The sequence below is a fragment of the Rhodococcus sp. D-6 genome (assembly GCF_040256695.1).
Classification (GTDB): domain Bacteria; phylum Actinomycetota; class Actinomycetes; order Mycobacteriales; family Mycobacteriaceae; genus Rhodococcus; species Rhodococcus pyridinivorans.
In genome coordinates, this window is the sequence record NZ_CP132970.1 from 3,987,745 (window position 1) to 4,003,057 (window position 15,313).

Here is a 15,313-nt window from a genome sequence, read left to right on the forward strand (position 1 = left end):
AGGTTTCCCGTGACCCCGTTGACGATCAGCTACGAGCGTTGCGTGCTCAACGCGCTGCTCGATGACCCCGACTCCTCGTTCGCCGAGCAGTTCGCGAACCTCGACTTCCACGACGCCGAGGCCGAGCGCGCATGCCTGGAATATCTGCGGTCGCTGCTCGAGTCGCTCACCGAGTACGCGGCGTGGAAGTCCAGTACCGAGGCGCGTGTGAGCGTCTACGGCGAGTTCACCTGTGACGGTGAGGGGTTCCCTACAGGAAACGGCCTGACGATGCAGGTTTTCCTCGATAGCTTCGGCATCTGCGATGTCGGGATCGACTCGGTATGGCAATTGCCGCTGGGCGAGGAGTTCACTGTCTTCGATCTGATCGACGGCACCGTCGCCTACTTCAACGAGTTGGTCCGCAGGTTGACCGGGCTGCTGTGTCCACCCCCGGCGCGGTCGCTCGCACTGTCGGTGTTCCCGCCCGATGTCGTGTGCAGCGAAGCCACCGAGGATCCTCACCTCAGCGACGTCGAGCGTGCCCGGCTGCGCGCGGCGACCGATGAACAGATCGCCAACGCGATCGACCAGGCGTGGCCTGCCGTGGAGGACCGTTGGTACGCGATCCATGACGAGCTGCAGCACGCGGCGGTGCGCAGCCTCGTGCACGAGTAGAACACGCCCCTTGGGCGGGAGGGCGGGCCAACGGGCGACGTCCTCCCACCCGGGGGTCAGCGTCGGTTCGGCCGGTCGAGGTCGAGGTACTGGCGTCTGGCTTCCTCGGCCAGCCAGGGGTAGGCCCGCGCAATCTCCACGAGCACCCTCTTCTTAATGACGGTGCCGGCAGTGTCGGACAGCTGTTGCCCGCCGCTTCTGCGGACGCCGTTGCGGTGCGCGTCGTAGTTCGATCCGATGTGCCGCAGCCAATTCACGCACAACCGTTTGAGGAATGCTTCGCTCGAGGTTGTCTCGGCCGGCTGTTTTCCGGGGGCGAGGCGGGCGTTGTAGTGCGCGATCGCGCGGCGGATGAGCACCGGCGGCGCGAGCTGGACGACCTGCACATCGACTCGGGTGGCGGCGGTCATTGCCTTGGTGTGGTCGGGGCGGGTCATCGTGTGATCTCCGGGGCCGGGTTGAATGCGACTGCGGCCTGCTGCGCGAGGTGGTCTGCGGTGCCGGAGTCCTCGGCGGTGGCGCAGGAGCGTTTGAGGACCACGCCGTCGATGTCGAGGACGCAGGTGACGTGCATGTCGGTGCCGGTCCCTGACACGCTCGCCGGGGTGAGCCCGCGCCAGGCCTGCCGTTGGGTACTCATGGCCACTCCCCCCTGCGGTGCCCGCGTGGTGCTCGTCGGTGGCGTGGTCGAGGTTCGGGACGTCGAGGCCACCGGTATCTCCTGGGCGTAGCTCGGCGGCCCGGGGTCGGGTCCGGTCTGGGGAATGACAACGATGGTCCGCACCAGGTCGTCCTTGGTGGACGGGCAGCGCTGGTTGCTCGCGCTGATGTCCCGCCACACCGATTCGCGGTCGTCGCGACCGACAATCGCTGCGGTGACGATCACGTTCGTGGCGGCGGAGGGGTCGAAGTTGTCCCAGGACGTTGCCTTCGCGCCGGCCCCGGCATCTGCGGCGGTGTCGTCGGAGACGAAGATCCGCGAGGACTGCCACCGCATCCCGTCCGCCTCGGCGCCGGCCGCCGGCCGGGTGCCACCGCACGCCAACGATCGCGCATCGGCGGCGGACAGGCTTCGGGTGGTCGCGTTGGTGGCATCAGCACCGTCCGTCCACGACCGAAGGCTCACGCCGGTGATCGACTGGTTGGCCGGAAGGACCGATGCGGCGACGTTCGGCAGCTCCTGCTCGCGAAAGTCCGGTGCGCCGGTCATCGCTGCCGACAGCGCCAGTCCGCCTGCGACGGCGATGACCACCACGCTCGCGCCGACACCACCGAAGAGTGCGAGGGTGCGTTTGGAGATTCCGCCGGGCGCGGGTTCGTCGTCCTCGTCGGTGTCGGTGATAGGGCGGGGTCCCGGATCGTCGGTGCTGTCGATCGCTGCAGCTGCGAAGGTGAGGGCACCGCGGCACAGCACGTGCTGGGGATGAGCCATCACTTTCACGGGGCCGTGAACCCGCGCAGCGGCGGGTACGGCCGGGTCGTAGGCCAGTCCACCGCTCAGCATCAGTCGGTGACTGATCGGTTCGGTGGCGTTCTCGTCGAGCCGCGTCAGCAGCTCGCTGAATCGGTGGGCGAAGTACTGTGCGCCGGTCGCGTCAACGTCCTGTTCGGACAGCGTGATCCGTCCGACGGGCCGGGGCAGGTGGACGGTGACGGCGTCGCTGTCCGCGAGCGCTTCTCGGGCAGCGCGTACCCGGGGGACGCCGGCGAAGCCCCATCGGGCATCCAGGGCCTGGTCCGGGAAGCCGGCGTCGGTGAGTGCGTTGGCGAGGAGGAATCGGTCGAAGATGTCTCCGCCGCTGTCTGATTGGGCACGTCCGATGATCCGTGGGCCGCGCTCACCACCGACGACGGCGATCGCTGACAGGTCGGTGGCTCCGCAGTCGACAGCGACGATCCCAGCACCGACCGGCAGTGCGGGGAGGGCGTAGGCGAGGGCTTTGTCGGAGGGGATGAGGGTGACGGTGCGGGTCAGTGCAGCGTGCACGATCCGTTGGAAGCGGCGCCGCAGTTCGGGAGTCCACGTCGAGGGCACGATCAGCACGATCTGGGGGGTTGTCCCGAGCTGGGTGCGTGCCGCCTCGAGCACGGGGCGCAACAGCAGCTCGGTCAGCGCTTCGATCGACCAGGACACTCCGTCGATGACGAGGGATGGCACGTCGAGTCGGTCGACCAGCGGTCCGAGCTGCGCCAACGTCACTGGGTCGTCCTCGCGGGCCGGCCGAGGTTGCCCGGCCTGCACAACCAACCGTGCCGACGGGGTGGTGGTGCCATCGACCAGAAGAGGGGTCACACGGCGGCTGGCATCACGAATGGCCGCGGTGAGCGTGCACGCTCCGACGTCGATGGCCAGGACAGGGTGGGACATGCAGCCGATGATTGCGGGTCACTTCTCCACGCGGAGGTGAGCGATGTCGGATCGATGCCTAGTCTGCCCAACTTTCCCTCACGAATCCCCCAATCGGCATCCCGTTAGGCCCGTAAATCAACGGTGACATCCCAGGATGACGTTTGGGATCATGCTTGGAAGAGATCAGCTTTGTTCGTCGCACCACCCCTGCACTGGCGCGACCTACGGGTGCGTAAGGAACACACCGCCAACCTCAACTTGTTGAGTGAGTTTGCCGAAACAGACACGAGAAATAGCGAAGGCACACTATGAATGATCTCGTTTTTTCCCACGAAGGTGAAGTTGCCTGGGATGGCGCAGCAGAATTTACCATCATCCCAGGAACCTCTTCCTCCTCGACAAAACACCAAGTTGAAACCTGGGAGCGAATCGTCTTAGTCGGTAAAGATATTCCGGACTTCGAGTTAACATGGTCCGGCGATCAAGTAGCTACACAAACTCGATCTAACCTCCCTTTCGGATGCTTGTATCAAGTCCGTTTATATCTTAACGGAAATGGCAGAGCAGACGGAGGAGGAAAGGTTGAAGGCGCTCTAAACTTCCCTTCCTTGCGTAAAGGCGGAAAGATGTCAGAGCGGGGACTTATCAGTCGATGCCAACAGAATCCGCAGCTTTCATTTAGCCCTGGAGGAACATTCGTCGCGGCCAGTATCGCAACTTGCCCCCCTTGCATGGCACGAATCCAGTTAGCGAAGAATCCACCAATACTGGCAAATGATCTGGCAACGTTCGACCACGACAGCGTAGTCGCGAGCTCCGTATCTCTCACCGCGAACTCGATGAACCAGCTCTATATAGTCGACTTACCCCGTCAAGACACCCGCGAGCCCCTCTTACCTGGAAATGAATATTTCTTTGTCGCACTGGTGTGGAGTCCGAACGGTCACTGGGACTATGTTTTGAATCTCGGTTCGCAGGCACAACCCGAAACAATGACGCTGAAACGGAGGCGTCTACAATTCAGGCTTACTGATTTGTTCATAGTCGATGATAATGACGACCTTTCCGAGGGGCAGGCTGATTTTTCGATCTCCGTTTCGGAAGGCAACGACAGCGATAGCGAGGAGTGGAATGGCGTAGTAGTGGACTCAGGCAAGTCCGTACCCAATATCCCTGCCACAATGAGATTGAATTTCGGGCCTAGCAGCTTCTCGACGTTCAGCGAAAGTTTAGTTAATGTAGACGTAATAGGGATCGAAGACAATAGCGGTAGTTTCCCTGCGGAAGGAGACGACATTGCCATCGCGTCGTTTGACGATCTCGAATTTCCGCGCGGACCTTCCGAAAAGGTCACCCAGCAAACACTGAGTTTGGGAAGCCATGCGCCCAGCGGATCGTTCCGGTTTATCGCAAAGGTCGTCTATTCCGTAGATTATGAGTGACACCCCAGGGGCGCAGAACCACGTGCGCTACCTCGCTATGCGCAAAGCGCCCCGACCAAGGGTGAACGACCCGACCCAATCGGGGACTCTGAAGCACTCGTGACACAGCGGCTCGCGGTCCACGACACCGTCACACCTTCGTAGCGCACTTCTGTGCCCCAAACGTGCCAGCGTGGACGGCGCCACACCAGTTGCATCGTCTCGTACACCACGGGTGGAGAACAGGATAGTCATGCTGTCCAGAAAACGTCTCCCTACCCCTTGAGGACTATCTGTGAGCACTCGTCCTGTCCTTCGGACCGTTTCGACCGCCACCCTTCTCGCTGTGACCGTCGCCGGCTGCAGCAGTACAAACATCGACACCAGCACGACCGAGGACCTACGCGGGAATACCGTCACCGCCCTCGACTTCCCCCGCACCGTTTTCGACGGATGGGAGATCACTGATCCCGCCGATCGGCCGGTCTCGGTGATTCCCGCGATCGTCACCGCGGCTGGGACGAGCGATGGCCTGGTCTACTCCCCCACCGAGTGCGGGCCTGATGGGGACCGTGGGGCAGCCCTGTGGGCGACCGCGCGGGGCGGTGACAGCTGGGCTGGACAGGTCGGCGAGAACCTCGACACCGAGCAGTCCTTCTCCACCACGGTTGCTACCGCGACTGAGAACAGCCTCAATGCCGTCACCGATTTCGCGCAGGCCTGCTCGCAGTACACTGTGACTGTCGGAGGGAAGACGGTCGACGTGGTCACCGAGGTCACCAACGAGGAACCGTTGAAGTACGGCCTTTCCGATGCCCGCCTGTTCACCACCACCGCCATCGTCGAGGGCAGCGGCCCTCAGGTTCACTCGACGCTGACCGGGGTCGGCCACAGCGACGGCCGCGTCTTGGTCGGCCAGTTCACCACCACCACCGGCCGCATCGAAGGCTCGACGATCAATGTCGCCGGCAACTGGTGGAACATCATCGCGACGAAGGCGTCCACGGCTGCTGACTAGACGCTGGCGGCCCGCGTCAATGCAGGGTCGGAGCCTCCTGATCCGATCACTTGCCCTCAGGGCGAACCGGCTGCAGGCGTCCGAGGCGACTGGCCAGCTGGAGAGGGTGGTCGAGAGCATCGTCGACGTCCTCGATGGCCCGGTCGACGGTCGAGAGGCCGTCCAGAATCCCGGCGATCGCATCCCCCGCGGTGAGCGCTTCACCGAGGTTGTCTACAGCGAGCTCGTGGGGTTCGAGGTCGGCATACTCGCGGGACAGGGCGACCAGGGTTCGGCGAAGGTCACGAAGCTGCCCGAGGGCATCTCTGGCGCGGTCGTACAGGTCGGCAGGGTTCGTCATCATGGTCTCCTATTCGGGATCGACGCTGTGCCACCCCTGTGGCGACTGGGGTTTGTCCGCGAGACGTTCCCTGCGGTCTGCGAGCCACTGCTTCTGCAGCGCCTCCCGTTCGGCGTGGATCTTGGGGAGTGCGACCATCTTCCGCTTCTTCTCGTCGTACCGCTTGCAGGGGTAGCGCTTCGGTTCCTTACAGACCGGACAGGTGACGTCGGCCCGGGGCGGCTTCTCGGCACGCTTTACCCGGACGACAGAGCCGCCCATGCCCGTGCCCGTTGTTCCCTTGTTGTGTCGCACCTTGCGATCTTCGCAGGTGATGCCGACACAGGAGTCACCGATGAACGGGTGCCGTAGCCAGTGGTCCAGCACTTCTTCTGCCGCCGCGGGACCACATGAGATGGGCTACCGACGGCAGCTATTCTCGCGGTCAGTTGCCAGGTTGAGGTCGATAACTTCCAGACCAGAGCGCAAACCGTTCCACCTAGCCGGGAGCGGTGGCGTCGATACGAGGGGTCATGACGAAAAAATACGGTCGACGGAACGGAAAGCGCGGCCCAAAGCCGAAGGTTTCACCGTGCCTGCCCTCCGAAAGATCTGCCGCACAGCCCCCGCCGGATCTACCGGCCCACACGCAACCATCCGGTTTTGTCCTTGTGTGCGGCAACGTCGGGCTGACGCCACTGTCGCCCGACGCGCGCGCCGAATTGATCGCCTCCGTCAACGCTCATCAGGCACTGACGATGGTGGCGGAGCTGTACTCGGAGCTCGACATTGCGCGGAGTACGCACTGGCAGGTCCGACCCATCTCAGAGCGAGTCCTTGTCGACATCGAGGCGCCGTGGGCGTCACGGGCCTTCACGCACGTTCGCCAAGGCGATCATTTTCTGACTTCTCGAGGACTAGGTCAGCTCATGCGCGAGATCCTTGAACATGGCGCCTTCGACACCACACTGCCACCGTTGGACACAGACCGCCTGGGCAGGCTCCTACTGTCGATCTCCTCTGAGCAACACAGCCATCCGGAATTCGCAGGTGACCTACCTACCGAGCAGGAGATCCAAGAGGTTGTGTCCCGGACCTTCGCGATGGACTTGGATGCCACCCGGATTGCACTACGCGAACTCATCCCCGATGAGATCGCATCCTATCTCTACGACACGACACTCAAACTGGAGATTCTGCAGGCCAACACCTACGATACATGGTTTTCACCGTGGCCAATCGAAGTCAACGATCCTCTTCTAGGGCAGACACCAGCGGATGCATTTGCTTCGGCCACCGGCGTCGACCTCAGGGGGGTCCTCCAACTCGGCCGTATCGTCGAGGCCCAGGTCCGAAATGGTGCGCTCGAATTCACCCGCAACGCGCTTCTTGATAAAGGTGCCGAGCCTGCCGCTGTGGATCTTCTTGCTCGCAGCATGTCCCTCTCACCTGCCAAGTTTCAACGGCACATGCTTGAGGATCGGGCACGCGGCGAAGTGGGCCACCAGCGATACACCATGACTCAGTTTCCCTTCGTGGCAATCGATCCCGACACCTTCCTTCTCCTGCGTTACCAGTGGGGAATCGATCGATTCTTCGGGTCAACTCTCCACTGGGAGACCTTTGGCAGCTTCGAAGCGGCCGGCCACCGCACTACTGCGAAGCGGTTCAACCAAGCTATGGATTTCACGTTTGAACACCAGGTAGGCCGCGTGTTGACGCGGATGGCCCGCAGTAGCCGATTGATCTCCCATATGGTCACGGAAAAGGAGATGCAAGCCCAGTGGACAACACGGGCAGGCCGAATACCGTCGAGCTGCGACTGGGCACTTCTCGGTGACAAGATCACTGTGGTCCTCGATGCCACGAACCACCCCATGAACGCCGCACTCGCGCAGGGACTCGCCTCGGTGGAGGCATACGAAGGTGACATCGACCGGACCTTCACCGATCGAAAGTTCAAACAGCTGGCCGCGACGATTTCCGAGTTGCGAGATCGTGGGTGGGACGGAACGAATGTTGGATCAGACACCGACTTCATTCCGCTGGTGATTGTACCCGATACCGGACTACCCAACACCACGTTGATCGACTATGACCTCCAAGTCCGCAGCCTTCCCATTTTCACCGAGTTCGAGCCCCATGTCTTCGCCCCAGCCGTCCTCACGTACGCAGACCTCCAACTGCTCGAAGGAATAGCCGATCACTATCCAGGCGACATCGTCGAATTGATCGGAGGTTGGCGCCACGCCTGCATGCGCACACCAATTCCAATCCGATTGGATGACTTTCTCGACCAGTGGGGAATTCAGAGGCCGATCAGCAAACAGGTCAACCAGTCCCACCGTGCCCTGGCCGCGCTCCTCGGCTCACCAGCACTTGACCCCGAGTCGACATGATCGGTTCATGCATCACTCACGGCTTGTTGCTGTTGCTGGTGGGGGTGCTCACCGTCGACGCATCGGCTCGTCTGTAGATGCGAGATGTCCGTGCCAGGCGCGTTCGAACTGCGCCTGTGCGGCGCCGTGCCTGTTCTTCAAGATCAGTCCGGTGATCTCGTCGGCGGTGGCCATTCCGATCTGTCCATCGATCGCGTGCGGGCGGTGCAATGCCAGGACGATGTCGGAGTCCTCCTCGATGGATCCGGATTCCTTGAGTTCGTCGAGCCGCGGCAGTTTGTTCGGGTCGGCCGCCGAGCGGTTGAACTGTGATCCGGCGACGACGACGGTTTCGAGTTCGCCGCCGAGGAGTTTCAGGCCGCGGGTGAACCGTCCGACTTCCTCCGCCCGGTTCATCGAGCCGCGGCCGCCATCACTGGACAGCAGCTGCAGGTAGTCCACGACGATCAGACGGAGCTCCCGGCCGCTCTCGGCGAGGGCAGCTTTCGCGGCGGTGGCGGCCCTGCGGATGTCAGCGACGGTGCGGGAGCGGGTATCGATGAACAGCGGCCAGGCCGCAATCGTCGAGATCGCCCCCGAGACACGGTCCCACTGGTCGTCGTCGAGGCATCCGGGTTCTCGGAGCTTGTTGAGCTCCACGCAGGCTTCGGCGGAGATCGCGCGTTCGATCATCTGCTGTGCTGACATTTCGAGCGCCACGTAGAGCACTCCGCAGTCGTCTCGACATGCCTGGCGGGTCCAGTCCATCATCGCGACGGTCTTGCCGGTGCCCGCGCGGCCGGCGACGGTGACGAGGCTGCCCGGTTGCAGGCCGAGGGTGATCTCGTCGAAACGCGACCAGCCCGTGCGTAGACCGGCGGGCACTTCCCCGTTGAGGCGCTGGTCGAGCAGCGCGAAGTACTCGTTGACCTGGTCGCTGATCGACGGCAGCAGTTGGGCGGTCGCTGAGGTGGAGGCGAGCGCGTCCATCAGGAACGCCCGGTTGGTGTCGAGGTCCTGACCGTCGTCGAGCGCAACCACGGCCTGCTGAAGTGCCCGCCGTCGGGCGTCGACCGCGGCCTTATCCGCGATGCGAGCGACGTGATCGGTTGGTGCGGTGGAGGTGAACGATTCCTGCACCGCGGCCGCGAGGACGTCGAATCCACCAACGGTGGCGAGGGTGTCGGTGGTCTCGAGGGTGACCATGACTGTCGACAGGTCGACGGTGCCGGTGTCGGCGGTACGCGCGATAGCGGTGAAGACAGTGCGGTGAGCAGGGACGGTGAAGGCTGCGGGGGTGAGTCGGCCGAGGGTATCTGTGGTGAACCCGGGGTCGTCACCGCGCAGCATCGTGCCGAGGACGATCCGCTCGGACAGCACCATCGCCGTGCTCATCGCAGAGCTCCGGTGCGATGCAGGAGCCGCTCGTGCATGGTGCGGATCTGTGCGGGTAGTGGACCGGGATCGCGGAGGGTCGGCTCGGGGAAGTGCGTTCCGGGGGCGTCGATCATGCGGACGCGGATGACGGCGCCGGGTCGGTCGAGTGCCCAGGCGTGGGTGTGGCCGGGACGGGCGTAGGTCTTCGCTTCGGCGCCGTAGACGAATCGGGAGTCGTCGACGGCGAGCTTGAATCTCTTGTCGAATGCCTGGGTTGCCTTGCCGCCCTTGTTCGCTCGGTCGTTCGGGGACAGTGCGTCCTGCACGGCTCGCAGGAGCTTGTCTCGGTCCGGAGGTTGCATCGCCGGGATCCGAGGCAGTTCCCCCGCGACGACCGGTGTGATGCGGGAGGTCTGGTCCTCGAAGCTGCGGGGAAACGGCATGGTGAACGCGACGTCGATCAGGGCGGGGCCGTCGATCGGTCGCCACTGCACACCGAGTTCTCGGAGTGCTTCGCCGGTGATGTTGTCGCGCCAGGCGTACATGGTCGGGTCGGAGGCCTTCACGCGGCCTGGGGCGACAGCGACCATGGAACCTTGCGATTTCGGGTCACCGTGGACGACCAGCCAGATGGTGCGATCGATGCGCCCGGTCATGCCGCCGAGTGCGGCGTCGGTAAGGACAGCGTCACCGCGGTGATCGTCGGCGGTGGTGGTCTTACTGGCGGGGGGTCGTTGACGATCCGATGTCCTAGGGGCGGATCTGGTCGGTGTCGCGGTGTCGCGAGTGAGACTGCGTCCGCACTTGCGGCACGCGGGACCCGCCACGACGAGCCAGTTGCAGCCCGGGCAGATCACGCGGGCACCGCTGTCGAGTAGGTCTTGCGCCGAGAAGTGCGTCATGCGGCTGACGTTAGGGATCTGCTTCTCCGCTACGGCCGCGCACGTTGTGATGTCAGTTCGCTGATGACCAGTTCAGACGTCGCTCCGGATATGTGGCTGTTCACCGACTTGTCGATTCGCCGGAACATTCGCCATCCCTGCGCACTCGAACTAGGGAGCAGCACTCAACGCTGCGAATCAGCGCATGCCATGCGTGGCATGCCCGACCGTGGGAGAACACATGAACTGCAGGAGGATCATCGCCGCCGCGATGGCCGGCACCGCTCTTACCCTCGGGGCGGTTGCGACCGCCGCACCGGCATCGGCCGAGACCGTCACCGATTACCAGAGCAACGGCGTCAACATCCGTTCTGCTCCGGACGGCCGTTCAGCGGTGATCGGCCGTGGCTACATCGGACAGGGCGTCACGATGATCTGCGGGACATACGGACCCGACACCAGCGGCCCGCAATCCAACTTCTGGATCTTCTCCCGCAACCACGTCACCGGTGTCGAGGGGTGGAGCGCCGGCAGCAGCTTCAAGGGGGTCATCAACCGGTTGCCCGACTGCTGACAGGTCGACGGCCACGCCTTCGGGCATTGGTGCCCCCGCTCCGAACCTTCGGGGTGGGGCATCGTCGCACGCAGGTGCTCGGGCGCTGGCTGGAAGGCACAGCGGTTCCAGCCTCTCGGGTTCGGTGGAGAACGCGGCGGTCACACTGCGCGGTGCGGAGTCCGCCACCAGTGGCGCAACGAGTGAAACACTGTCGGTGAGCGTCTCTAGCGTTGCAGTCACCAGTTCACGACGAGCACCAGGAGAGAGCTCCATGTCCCCCATCGCGTCTCGACCCAGCGCCAACGTCGCTCGTTTCGTTGCCTACGATCGCAACCCGATGCGGATCGGGAACCCGGAGGATGGCACCGCCATCACCGTCCGAGCCGAGACGTTCGTCGAGGAGTACGCCTCGATCGCGATCAAGGAGTTCGTCGAAAAGTCCACTGGTGACGGCTTCGACACCGTGTACGTCAAGTTCGACGCCTCGAGCGGCGCGCAGGGCATGCAGCACGACTTCGGTGCCTCCGCCGAACCCGGTGGGCCGCTCGCCCACCGCCTGCGCCAGGCCTACGAGACGGGCACACCGGTGTATGTGGCGATCGAGACCCGCCGCCGTAAGCACGTGGAGAAGAAGCGGGACGAGCCCATCGATCCGCGCACCCCGATCCACACCCTGCGTGGCGCCACGGGTGAATCCCTGTCGGGGCAGCCCCAGGCGACCAAGGCGAACTGCGTGAAAGTCATCGTCGCGGCCGGTTCCGTCGACGATCCCGCTGATACAGCGATCGCGTCGGATAAGGACCTGCGTTCCGACATCAGTGAGTGGACGCAGTTGCGCGGCAACAAACTCGGGGATCTGCCGCCGGAGGGCTGGCGATGCTTGGTGGCCGACGGTAAGCGCACCGGTGGCATCACCAACGCGACTCCGTCCGGTAGCGCTCCCGATGTTGACGCGATTGCCGAGGCGATCGCCGGGAAGATCGCCGGTGGGAAGAGTGCCCAGACCCGACAGTCGTCGTCTGCCGCCAACCCTGTCGTGCGCGGTCGGCCGGGTCTGGTCGCGGAGGCGAAGGCCTGGGAGCCGGTCAACAGCGATGGTCGCCCGAACATGGGCTCGTACCTCGCGGCGAAGCTGCGGGCCACCCACCAGTCGGCGGTGTACCTGTTCCAGGACGCTCTGACCGCGGTCGAGGAGCCCGAGCAGCCCGAGTTGACCGAGGAGGAGTCCCTCGAACACGTATGGCAGCTGACCGAATTGCTGCTGTGGCTCGCTGACCAGGTGCAGAAGCACGTCGTCGGCGCGGTCAACCGGAACGAGACGTCCCACAAGGAAGCGGGCCAATGGGTGCAGCAGGTGATCACGACCCGCTACCCGTACGCGGTCGAGCACATCACCGACGACCGCGCACGCCGTGAGTGGGTGAAGGTCGTCGGGAAGGCGGCAACAGAGGACTTCGCGCGCACGCAGCGAATGATGGCGGCTTACCTGAAGATTGACCTCGAACCGGCCACGGAGCCACAGAATCCACGTGCAGGGCGCGGGCAGAACACCGCGGCACAGCCGTCCCAGAATGGCGGCGACTCGCCTGCGCAGCGGCAGCCGAGCGGCGGCGAGAGCGCACCGGTACAGCAGATCCAGCAGCCCCGGCCAGTGACCGCCGGTGAGGATCCGGACGCGGTGACCGCGTGGAAGAACCTGGCGGACGCGTGCGGCATGAGCGACTACATCGACGACCTGCGCTTCATCCTCAAGGCCACCTTCAAGGTACCCACCGGCGTGCTCCGCGAGATCGAGGCCAGCGCCTTCACTCGCCAGGTCGCGCAGTGGGCCGCCGACCCGATGGCCTTCCGCCAGCAGGCGGGCCAGGCATTCAACAACGACCCGGAGAACCGCAAAGCCAGCTGACAGCAGCACCTTCCGGGCGTAGGTCGCCGGATCTGAAACACCCGCCACCTGCGCCCGGGACGCTCGACCCACTACCACCGCACCATCACACGAAAGGCACCACCATGGCAGGCGACACCGTCCTCACCATCGTCGGCAATCTGACAGCCGACCCCGAGCTGCGATTCACCCCTGCGGGCGCCGCAGTCGCGAACTTCACCGTGGCGTCCACGCCCCGCAACTTCGACCGGCAGTCGAACGAGTGGAAGGACGGCGAGGCACTGTTCATGCGCTGCACCATCTGGCGTGAGGCTGCCGAGAATGTCGCCGAGACGCTGACCCGCGGCTCACGGGTGATCGTGCAGGGGCGCCTCAAGCAGCGTTCGTACGAAACCCGGGAGGGTGAGAAGCGCACCGTCGTCGAGCTCGAGGTCGACGAGATCGGCCCCTCCCTGCGCTACGCCTCCGCGAAGGTCACCAAGTCCGGCCGCAGCGGCGGAACCGGGGGTGGTTTCGGCGGCGGGCAGTCCCACTCCGGTGGCGGTGCGCCGACCGACGATCCGTGGGGCAGTTCCCCGCAGAACGGCAACTACGCCGGCGCCAACGCCGGTGGCAGCGACGAACCGCCGTTCTGACCCGACCAGCCATTGCGAGGCGGCAGGCGCCGATCCTGGTGTCTGCCGCCTTTCCATGCGAAAGGAGCAGTCGTGACACGCACCACCAACACCGACACCGGGTGCCTCCACTGCGGCAGTACGGTCCAGGCACTGCCCGAGGGCATCGACGATGAGGACGGCCAGACCTGGTTCGCCGACGGCGACATCAGAGTCGACAACACCGGGCCCTGGGGACCGGCCGTGTACATCCACGGCGTCGAGACCACCGCGAACGCGCTCCGCGCGGAGGCGATGGAGAGGCTGGCCGCCGCTCAGGCCGTGGACCTCGCCGCCAGAAACCGCCGGTGAACCACCCAGCGGACAACCCGCCCCGATGAGCGAGCCCCGGTCGTCCAACGGATAACCAGGGCTCGCTTCGCCGGGATGTCAGCGCTGCACTCCCCTGGCGTGTTCGGTCAGCAACCGATCTCCTCATGTGACAAGGAGACGTCGCCGGCCGCTGGACGGACAGATTCAGTCGTCCTCCCAGACCAGGTTGTGCAGACGCATCGCTTCGATCAGATCGGGGTCGTGCTCCTCGACCGGGCCGTAGTCCAGCACCGTAACGTTCTTGCTGACCGGTCCGTCACCGGGACGCTCGTACAGCGCCCAGAGCACCAGCCCGTCACCGTGCCGGGACTCGAACTCGATGCCGGCCACCGGCTCACCGTCGGGATCGGGAAGAGTGTTGACCCACTGCGAGATCGCCTGGGTCAGGGCACGCGGGCGGCCGTCGCGGATCGCCGCGGTGTCGAGATCGAGCAGACCGAGCCGGATCGCATGCGGCCGGAACAGGGCTCGCAGGGTGGCCACCGACTCGGGGTCGCCGGGCACGACGAACCATCCGGTGATCGTGCCGCTGCCGGTCACCCGGGACGACATCCACGATCGTGGGACACGACCCGGCGCGATGGTGGGGAACTCACCCTCGTCGTCGTCGTCGATCTCGTCGAGCGCGGCACTGAGCTCGTCGCTCGTGCGGGCGTAGGCGAGGACCTCGAGATAGCAGGACAGGCGGGTCGCGCCGACGTACAGGGTTCGCCACACTCCCGCCGGGTCGTCCCAGCGGCCGGTGAAGCGCCCGTCGGTGGCGAACTCCCACGGTGTCCACTCCCACGAGGTCGGCGGGTAGCCCACCCGGTAGGCGGCCGCGCCGTCGACGTGGACGCAGCGGACATCACCGCGCGGAGTGGAGATCAGCGTTCGATCCGGTGCGCTCATCCGACCGCCGCGAACTGCCGGGCCGCGGCGAGGACCTGCGGGCCGACGTCGGACAGCTCGCCCTCGCGCAGCAGCAGCGCCGGCGGGCGGTCGTCGAGGATCGGGTTCAGACCCTGGAACCAGGTCTGCGCCACGGCGGGGGTGTCGCGTTCGGCGATCAGCCGGGCGGCGCGGTAGGCGATGCGCAGGCGTTCGACGTCGGTGTCGTTGTTGATGGTGCGGGTGCCCTCGGCCCACTGGCGCACCGCGCGGGTTTCCTTCACCTTCCCCAGGTAGGCGACCAGCTTGGCGCCGAGCAAATCGCGCAGCGCGGTGACAAGCTCAGATTGGGTCATGCGGGCGGCGTCGTTGTAGGCGGCGAGGTCGGGGCGTGGGTGTGCGGTTGTCATAGCATCCACCTCCTGATCACATGGTAAATCACACGGTCAATGCCGTCCATGTTCCCGTCCGACCGACGGCTCGCAGGGAGGCATCGACCATGGGCCCAAACCGGAGAGGCCCGAATGGAAGAAATCAGCCCGTTCGCGGGAACCATTCCGGCTTCTCGCACCTCTTACCTAACGACACAGGCAAGCCCGCTCACAGTCCGCCGGG

The 15,313-nt window shown here is 64.7% G+C and carries 15 protein-coding genes; 9 read left to right on the forward strand and 6 right to left on the reverse strand.

What is annotated here, in order from left to right:
• Positions 1 to 9 precede the first annotated feature (9 nt).
• Positions 10 to 657, forward strand: coding sequence for a hypothetical protein (locus RBB84_RS18620; protein ID WP_350246411.1), 648 nt, complete (start codon positions 10 to 12; stop codon positions 655 to 657).
• A 56-nt stretch (positions 658 to 713) separates the two neighbouring features.
• Here the strand turns inward: RBB84_RS18620 and RBB84_RS18625 are convergent, their stop codons facing one another.
• Complete coding sequence (locus RBB84_RS18625) at positions 714 to 1,094, reverse strand: hypothetical protein (protein ID WP_350246413.1); 381 nt, start codon at positions 1,092 to 1,094, stop codon at positions 714 to 716.
• Entirely contained in the window at positions 1,091 to 3,025 is a 1,935-nt protein-coding gene (locus RBB84_RS18630; RefSeq protein ID WP_350246414.1) for a hypothetical protein, read from the reverse strand. Before RBB84_RS18630 ends, RBB84_RS18625 begins: the two co-directional genes overlap by 4 nt.
• Before the next feature lie 290 nt (positions 3,026 to 3,315).
• Between RBB84_RS18630 and RBB84_RS18635 the strand changes: the two genes are divergently transcribed.
• The 4 genes from RBB84_RS18635 (at position 3,316) to RBB84_RS18650 (ending at position 8,164) form a co-directional block, all read left to right on the forward strand.
• Complete coding sequence (locus RBB84_RS18635; RefSeq protein WP_350246416.1) at positions 3,316 to 4,449, forward strand: hypothetical protein; 1,134 nt, start codon at positions 3,316 to 3,318, stop codon at positions 4,447 to 4,449.
• A 325-nt stretch (positions 4,450 to 4,774) separates the two neighbouring features.
• Positions 4,775 to 5,446, forward strand: coding sequence for a hypothetical protein (locus RBB84_RS18640; RefSeq protein ID WP_350246418.1), 672 nt, complete (start codon positions 4,775 to 4,777; stop codon positions 5,444 to 5,446).
• A 106-nt stretch (positions 5,447 to 5,552) separates the two neighbouring features.
• Complete coding sequence (locus RBB84_RS18645) at positions 5,553 to 6,137, forward strand: hypothetical protein (protein ID WP_350246419.1); 585 nt, start codon at positions 5,553 to 5,555, stop codon at positions 6,135 to 6,137.
• A 161-nt stretch (positions 6,138 to 6,298) separates the two neighbouring features.
• Positions 6,299 to 8,164, forward strand: coding sequence for a hypothetical protein (locus tag RBB84_RS18650; RefSeq protein ID WP_138845927.1), 1,866 nt, complete (start codon positions 6,299 to 6,301; stop codon positions 8,162 to 8,164).
• Between the two features lie 48 nt (positions 8,165 to 8,212).
• Here the strand turns inward: RBB84_RS18650 and RBB84_RS18655 are convergent, their stop codons facing one another.
• Both RBB84_RS18655 and RBB84_RS18660 read right to left on the reverse strand, forming a co-directional pair.
• Positions 8,213 to 9,538, reverse strand: a complete 1,326-nt coding sequence (locus RBB84_RS18655) for a DnaB-like helicase C-terminal domain-containing protein (protein WP_193904180.1) — start codon at positions 9,536 to 9,538, stop codon at positions 8,213 to 8,215.
• Complete coding sequence (locus RBB84_RS18660; protein WP_138845929.1) at positions 9,535 to 10,422, reverse strand: hypothetical protein; 888 nt, start codon at positions 10,420 to 10,422, stop codon at positions 9,535 to 9,537. The genes RBB84_RS18655 and RBB84_RS18660 overlap by 4 nt, the downstream gene beginning before the upstream one ends.
• 220 nt (positions 10,423 to 10,642) lie before the next feature.
• Between RBB84_RS18660 and RBB84_RS18665 the strand changes: the two genes are divergently transcribed.
• From RBB84_RS18665 to RBB84_RS18680, 4 genes are all read left to right on the forward strand, one after another.
• On the forward strand, positions 10,643 to 10,975 hold the full coding sequence (locus RBB84_RS18665) for a hypothetical protein (RefSeq protein ID WP_138845930.1): 333 nt from the start codon (positions 10,643 to 10,645) through the stop codon (positions 10,973 to 10,975).
• Positions 10,976 to 11,294: 319 nt separating this feature from the next.
• Positions 11,295 to 12,863, forward strand: a complete 1,569-nt coding sequence (locus tag RBB84_RS18670; protein ID WP_350246421.1) for a hypothetical protein — start codon at positions 11,295 to 11,297, stop codon at positions 12,861 to 12,863.
• 104 nt (positions 12,864 to 12,967) lie between these two features.
• Positions 12,968 to 13,477, forward strand: coding sequence for a single-stranded DNA-binding protein (locus tag RBB84_RS18675; RefSeq protein ID WP_138845932.1), 510 nt, complete (start codon positions 12,968 to 12,970; stop codon positions 13,475 to 13,477).
• 72 nt (positions 13,478 to 13,549) lie between these two features.
• Entirely contained in the window at positions 13,550 to 13,807 is a 258-nt protein-coding gene (locus RBB84_RS18680) for a hypothetical protein (RefSeq protein WP_138845933.1), read from the forward strand.
• 165 nt (positions 13,808 to 13,972) lie between these two features.
• On the opposite strand, the gene RBB84_RS18685 is transcribed toward RBB84_RS18680, so the two are convergent.
• Entirely contained in the window at positions 13,973 to 14,719 is a 747-nt protein-coding gene (locus tag RBB84_RS18685; RefSeq protein ID WP_138845934.1) for an RES domain-containing protein, read from the reverse strand.
• On the reverse strand, positions 14,716 to 15,108 hold the full coding sequence (locus RBB84_RS18690; RefSeq protein ID WP_138845935.1) for a hypothetical protein: 393 nt from the start codon (positions 15,106 to 15,108) through the stop codon (positions 14,716 to 14,718). The genes RBB84_RS18685 and RBB84_RS18690 overlap by 4 nt, the downstream gene beginning before the upstream one ends.
• Positions 15,109 to 15,313: the final 205 nt, after the last annotated feature.

Coding starts and splice junctions, on each gene's coding strand:
- RBB84_RS18625 (WP_350246413.1), bottom strand. CDS start 1,094: ATGACCCGCCCCGACCACACCAAGGCAATGACCGCCGCCACCCGAGTC.
- RBB84_RS18630 (WP_350246414.1), bottom strand. CDS start 3,025: ATGTCCCACCCTGTCCTGGCCATCGACGTCGGAGCGTGCACGCTCACC.
- RBB84_RS18635 (WP_350246416.1), top strand. CDS start 3,316: ATGAATGATCTCGTTTTTTCCCACGAAGGTGAAGTTGCCTGGGATGGC.
- RBB84_RS18650 (WP_138845927.1), top strand. CDS start 6,299: ATGACGAAAAAATACGGTCGACGGAACGGAAAGCGCGGCCCAAAGCCG.
- RBB84_RS18655 (WP_193904180.1), bottom strand. CDS start 9,538: ATGAGCACGGCGATGGTGCTGTCCGAGCGGATCGTCCTCGGCACGATG.
- RBB84_RS18660 (WP_138845929.1), bottom strand. CDS start 10,422: ATGACGCACTTCTCGGCGCAAGACCTACTCGACAGCGGTGCCCGCGTG.
- RBB84_RS18665 (WP_138845930.1), top strand. CDS start 10,643: ATGAACTGCAGGAGGATCATCGCCGCCGCGATGGCCGGCACCGCTCTT.
- RBB84_RS18670 (WP_350246421.1), top strand. CDS start 11,295: ATGCGGATCGGGAACCCGGAGGATGGCACCGCCATCACCGTCCGAGCC.
- RBB84_RS18675 (WP_138845932.1), top strand. CDS start 12,968: ATGGCAGGCGACACCGTCCTCACCATCGTCGGCAATCTGACAGCCGAC.
- RBB84_RS18685 (WP_138845934.1), bottom strand. CDS start 14,719: ATGAGCGCACCGGATCGAACGCTGATCTCCACTCCGCGCGGTGATGTC.
- RBB84_RS18690 (WP_138845935.1), bottom strand. CDS start 15,108: ATGACAACCGCACACCCACGCCCCGACCTCGCCGCCTACAACGACGCC.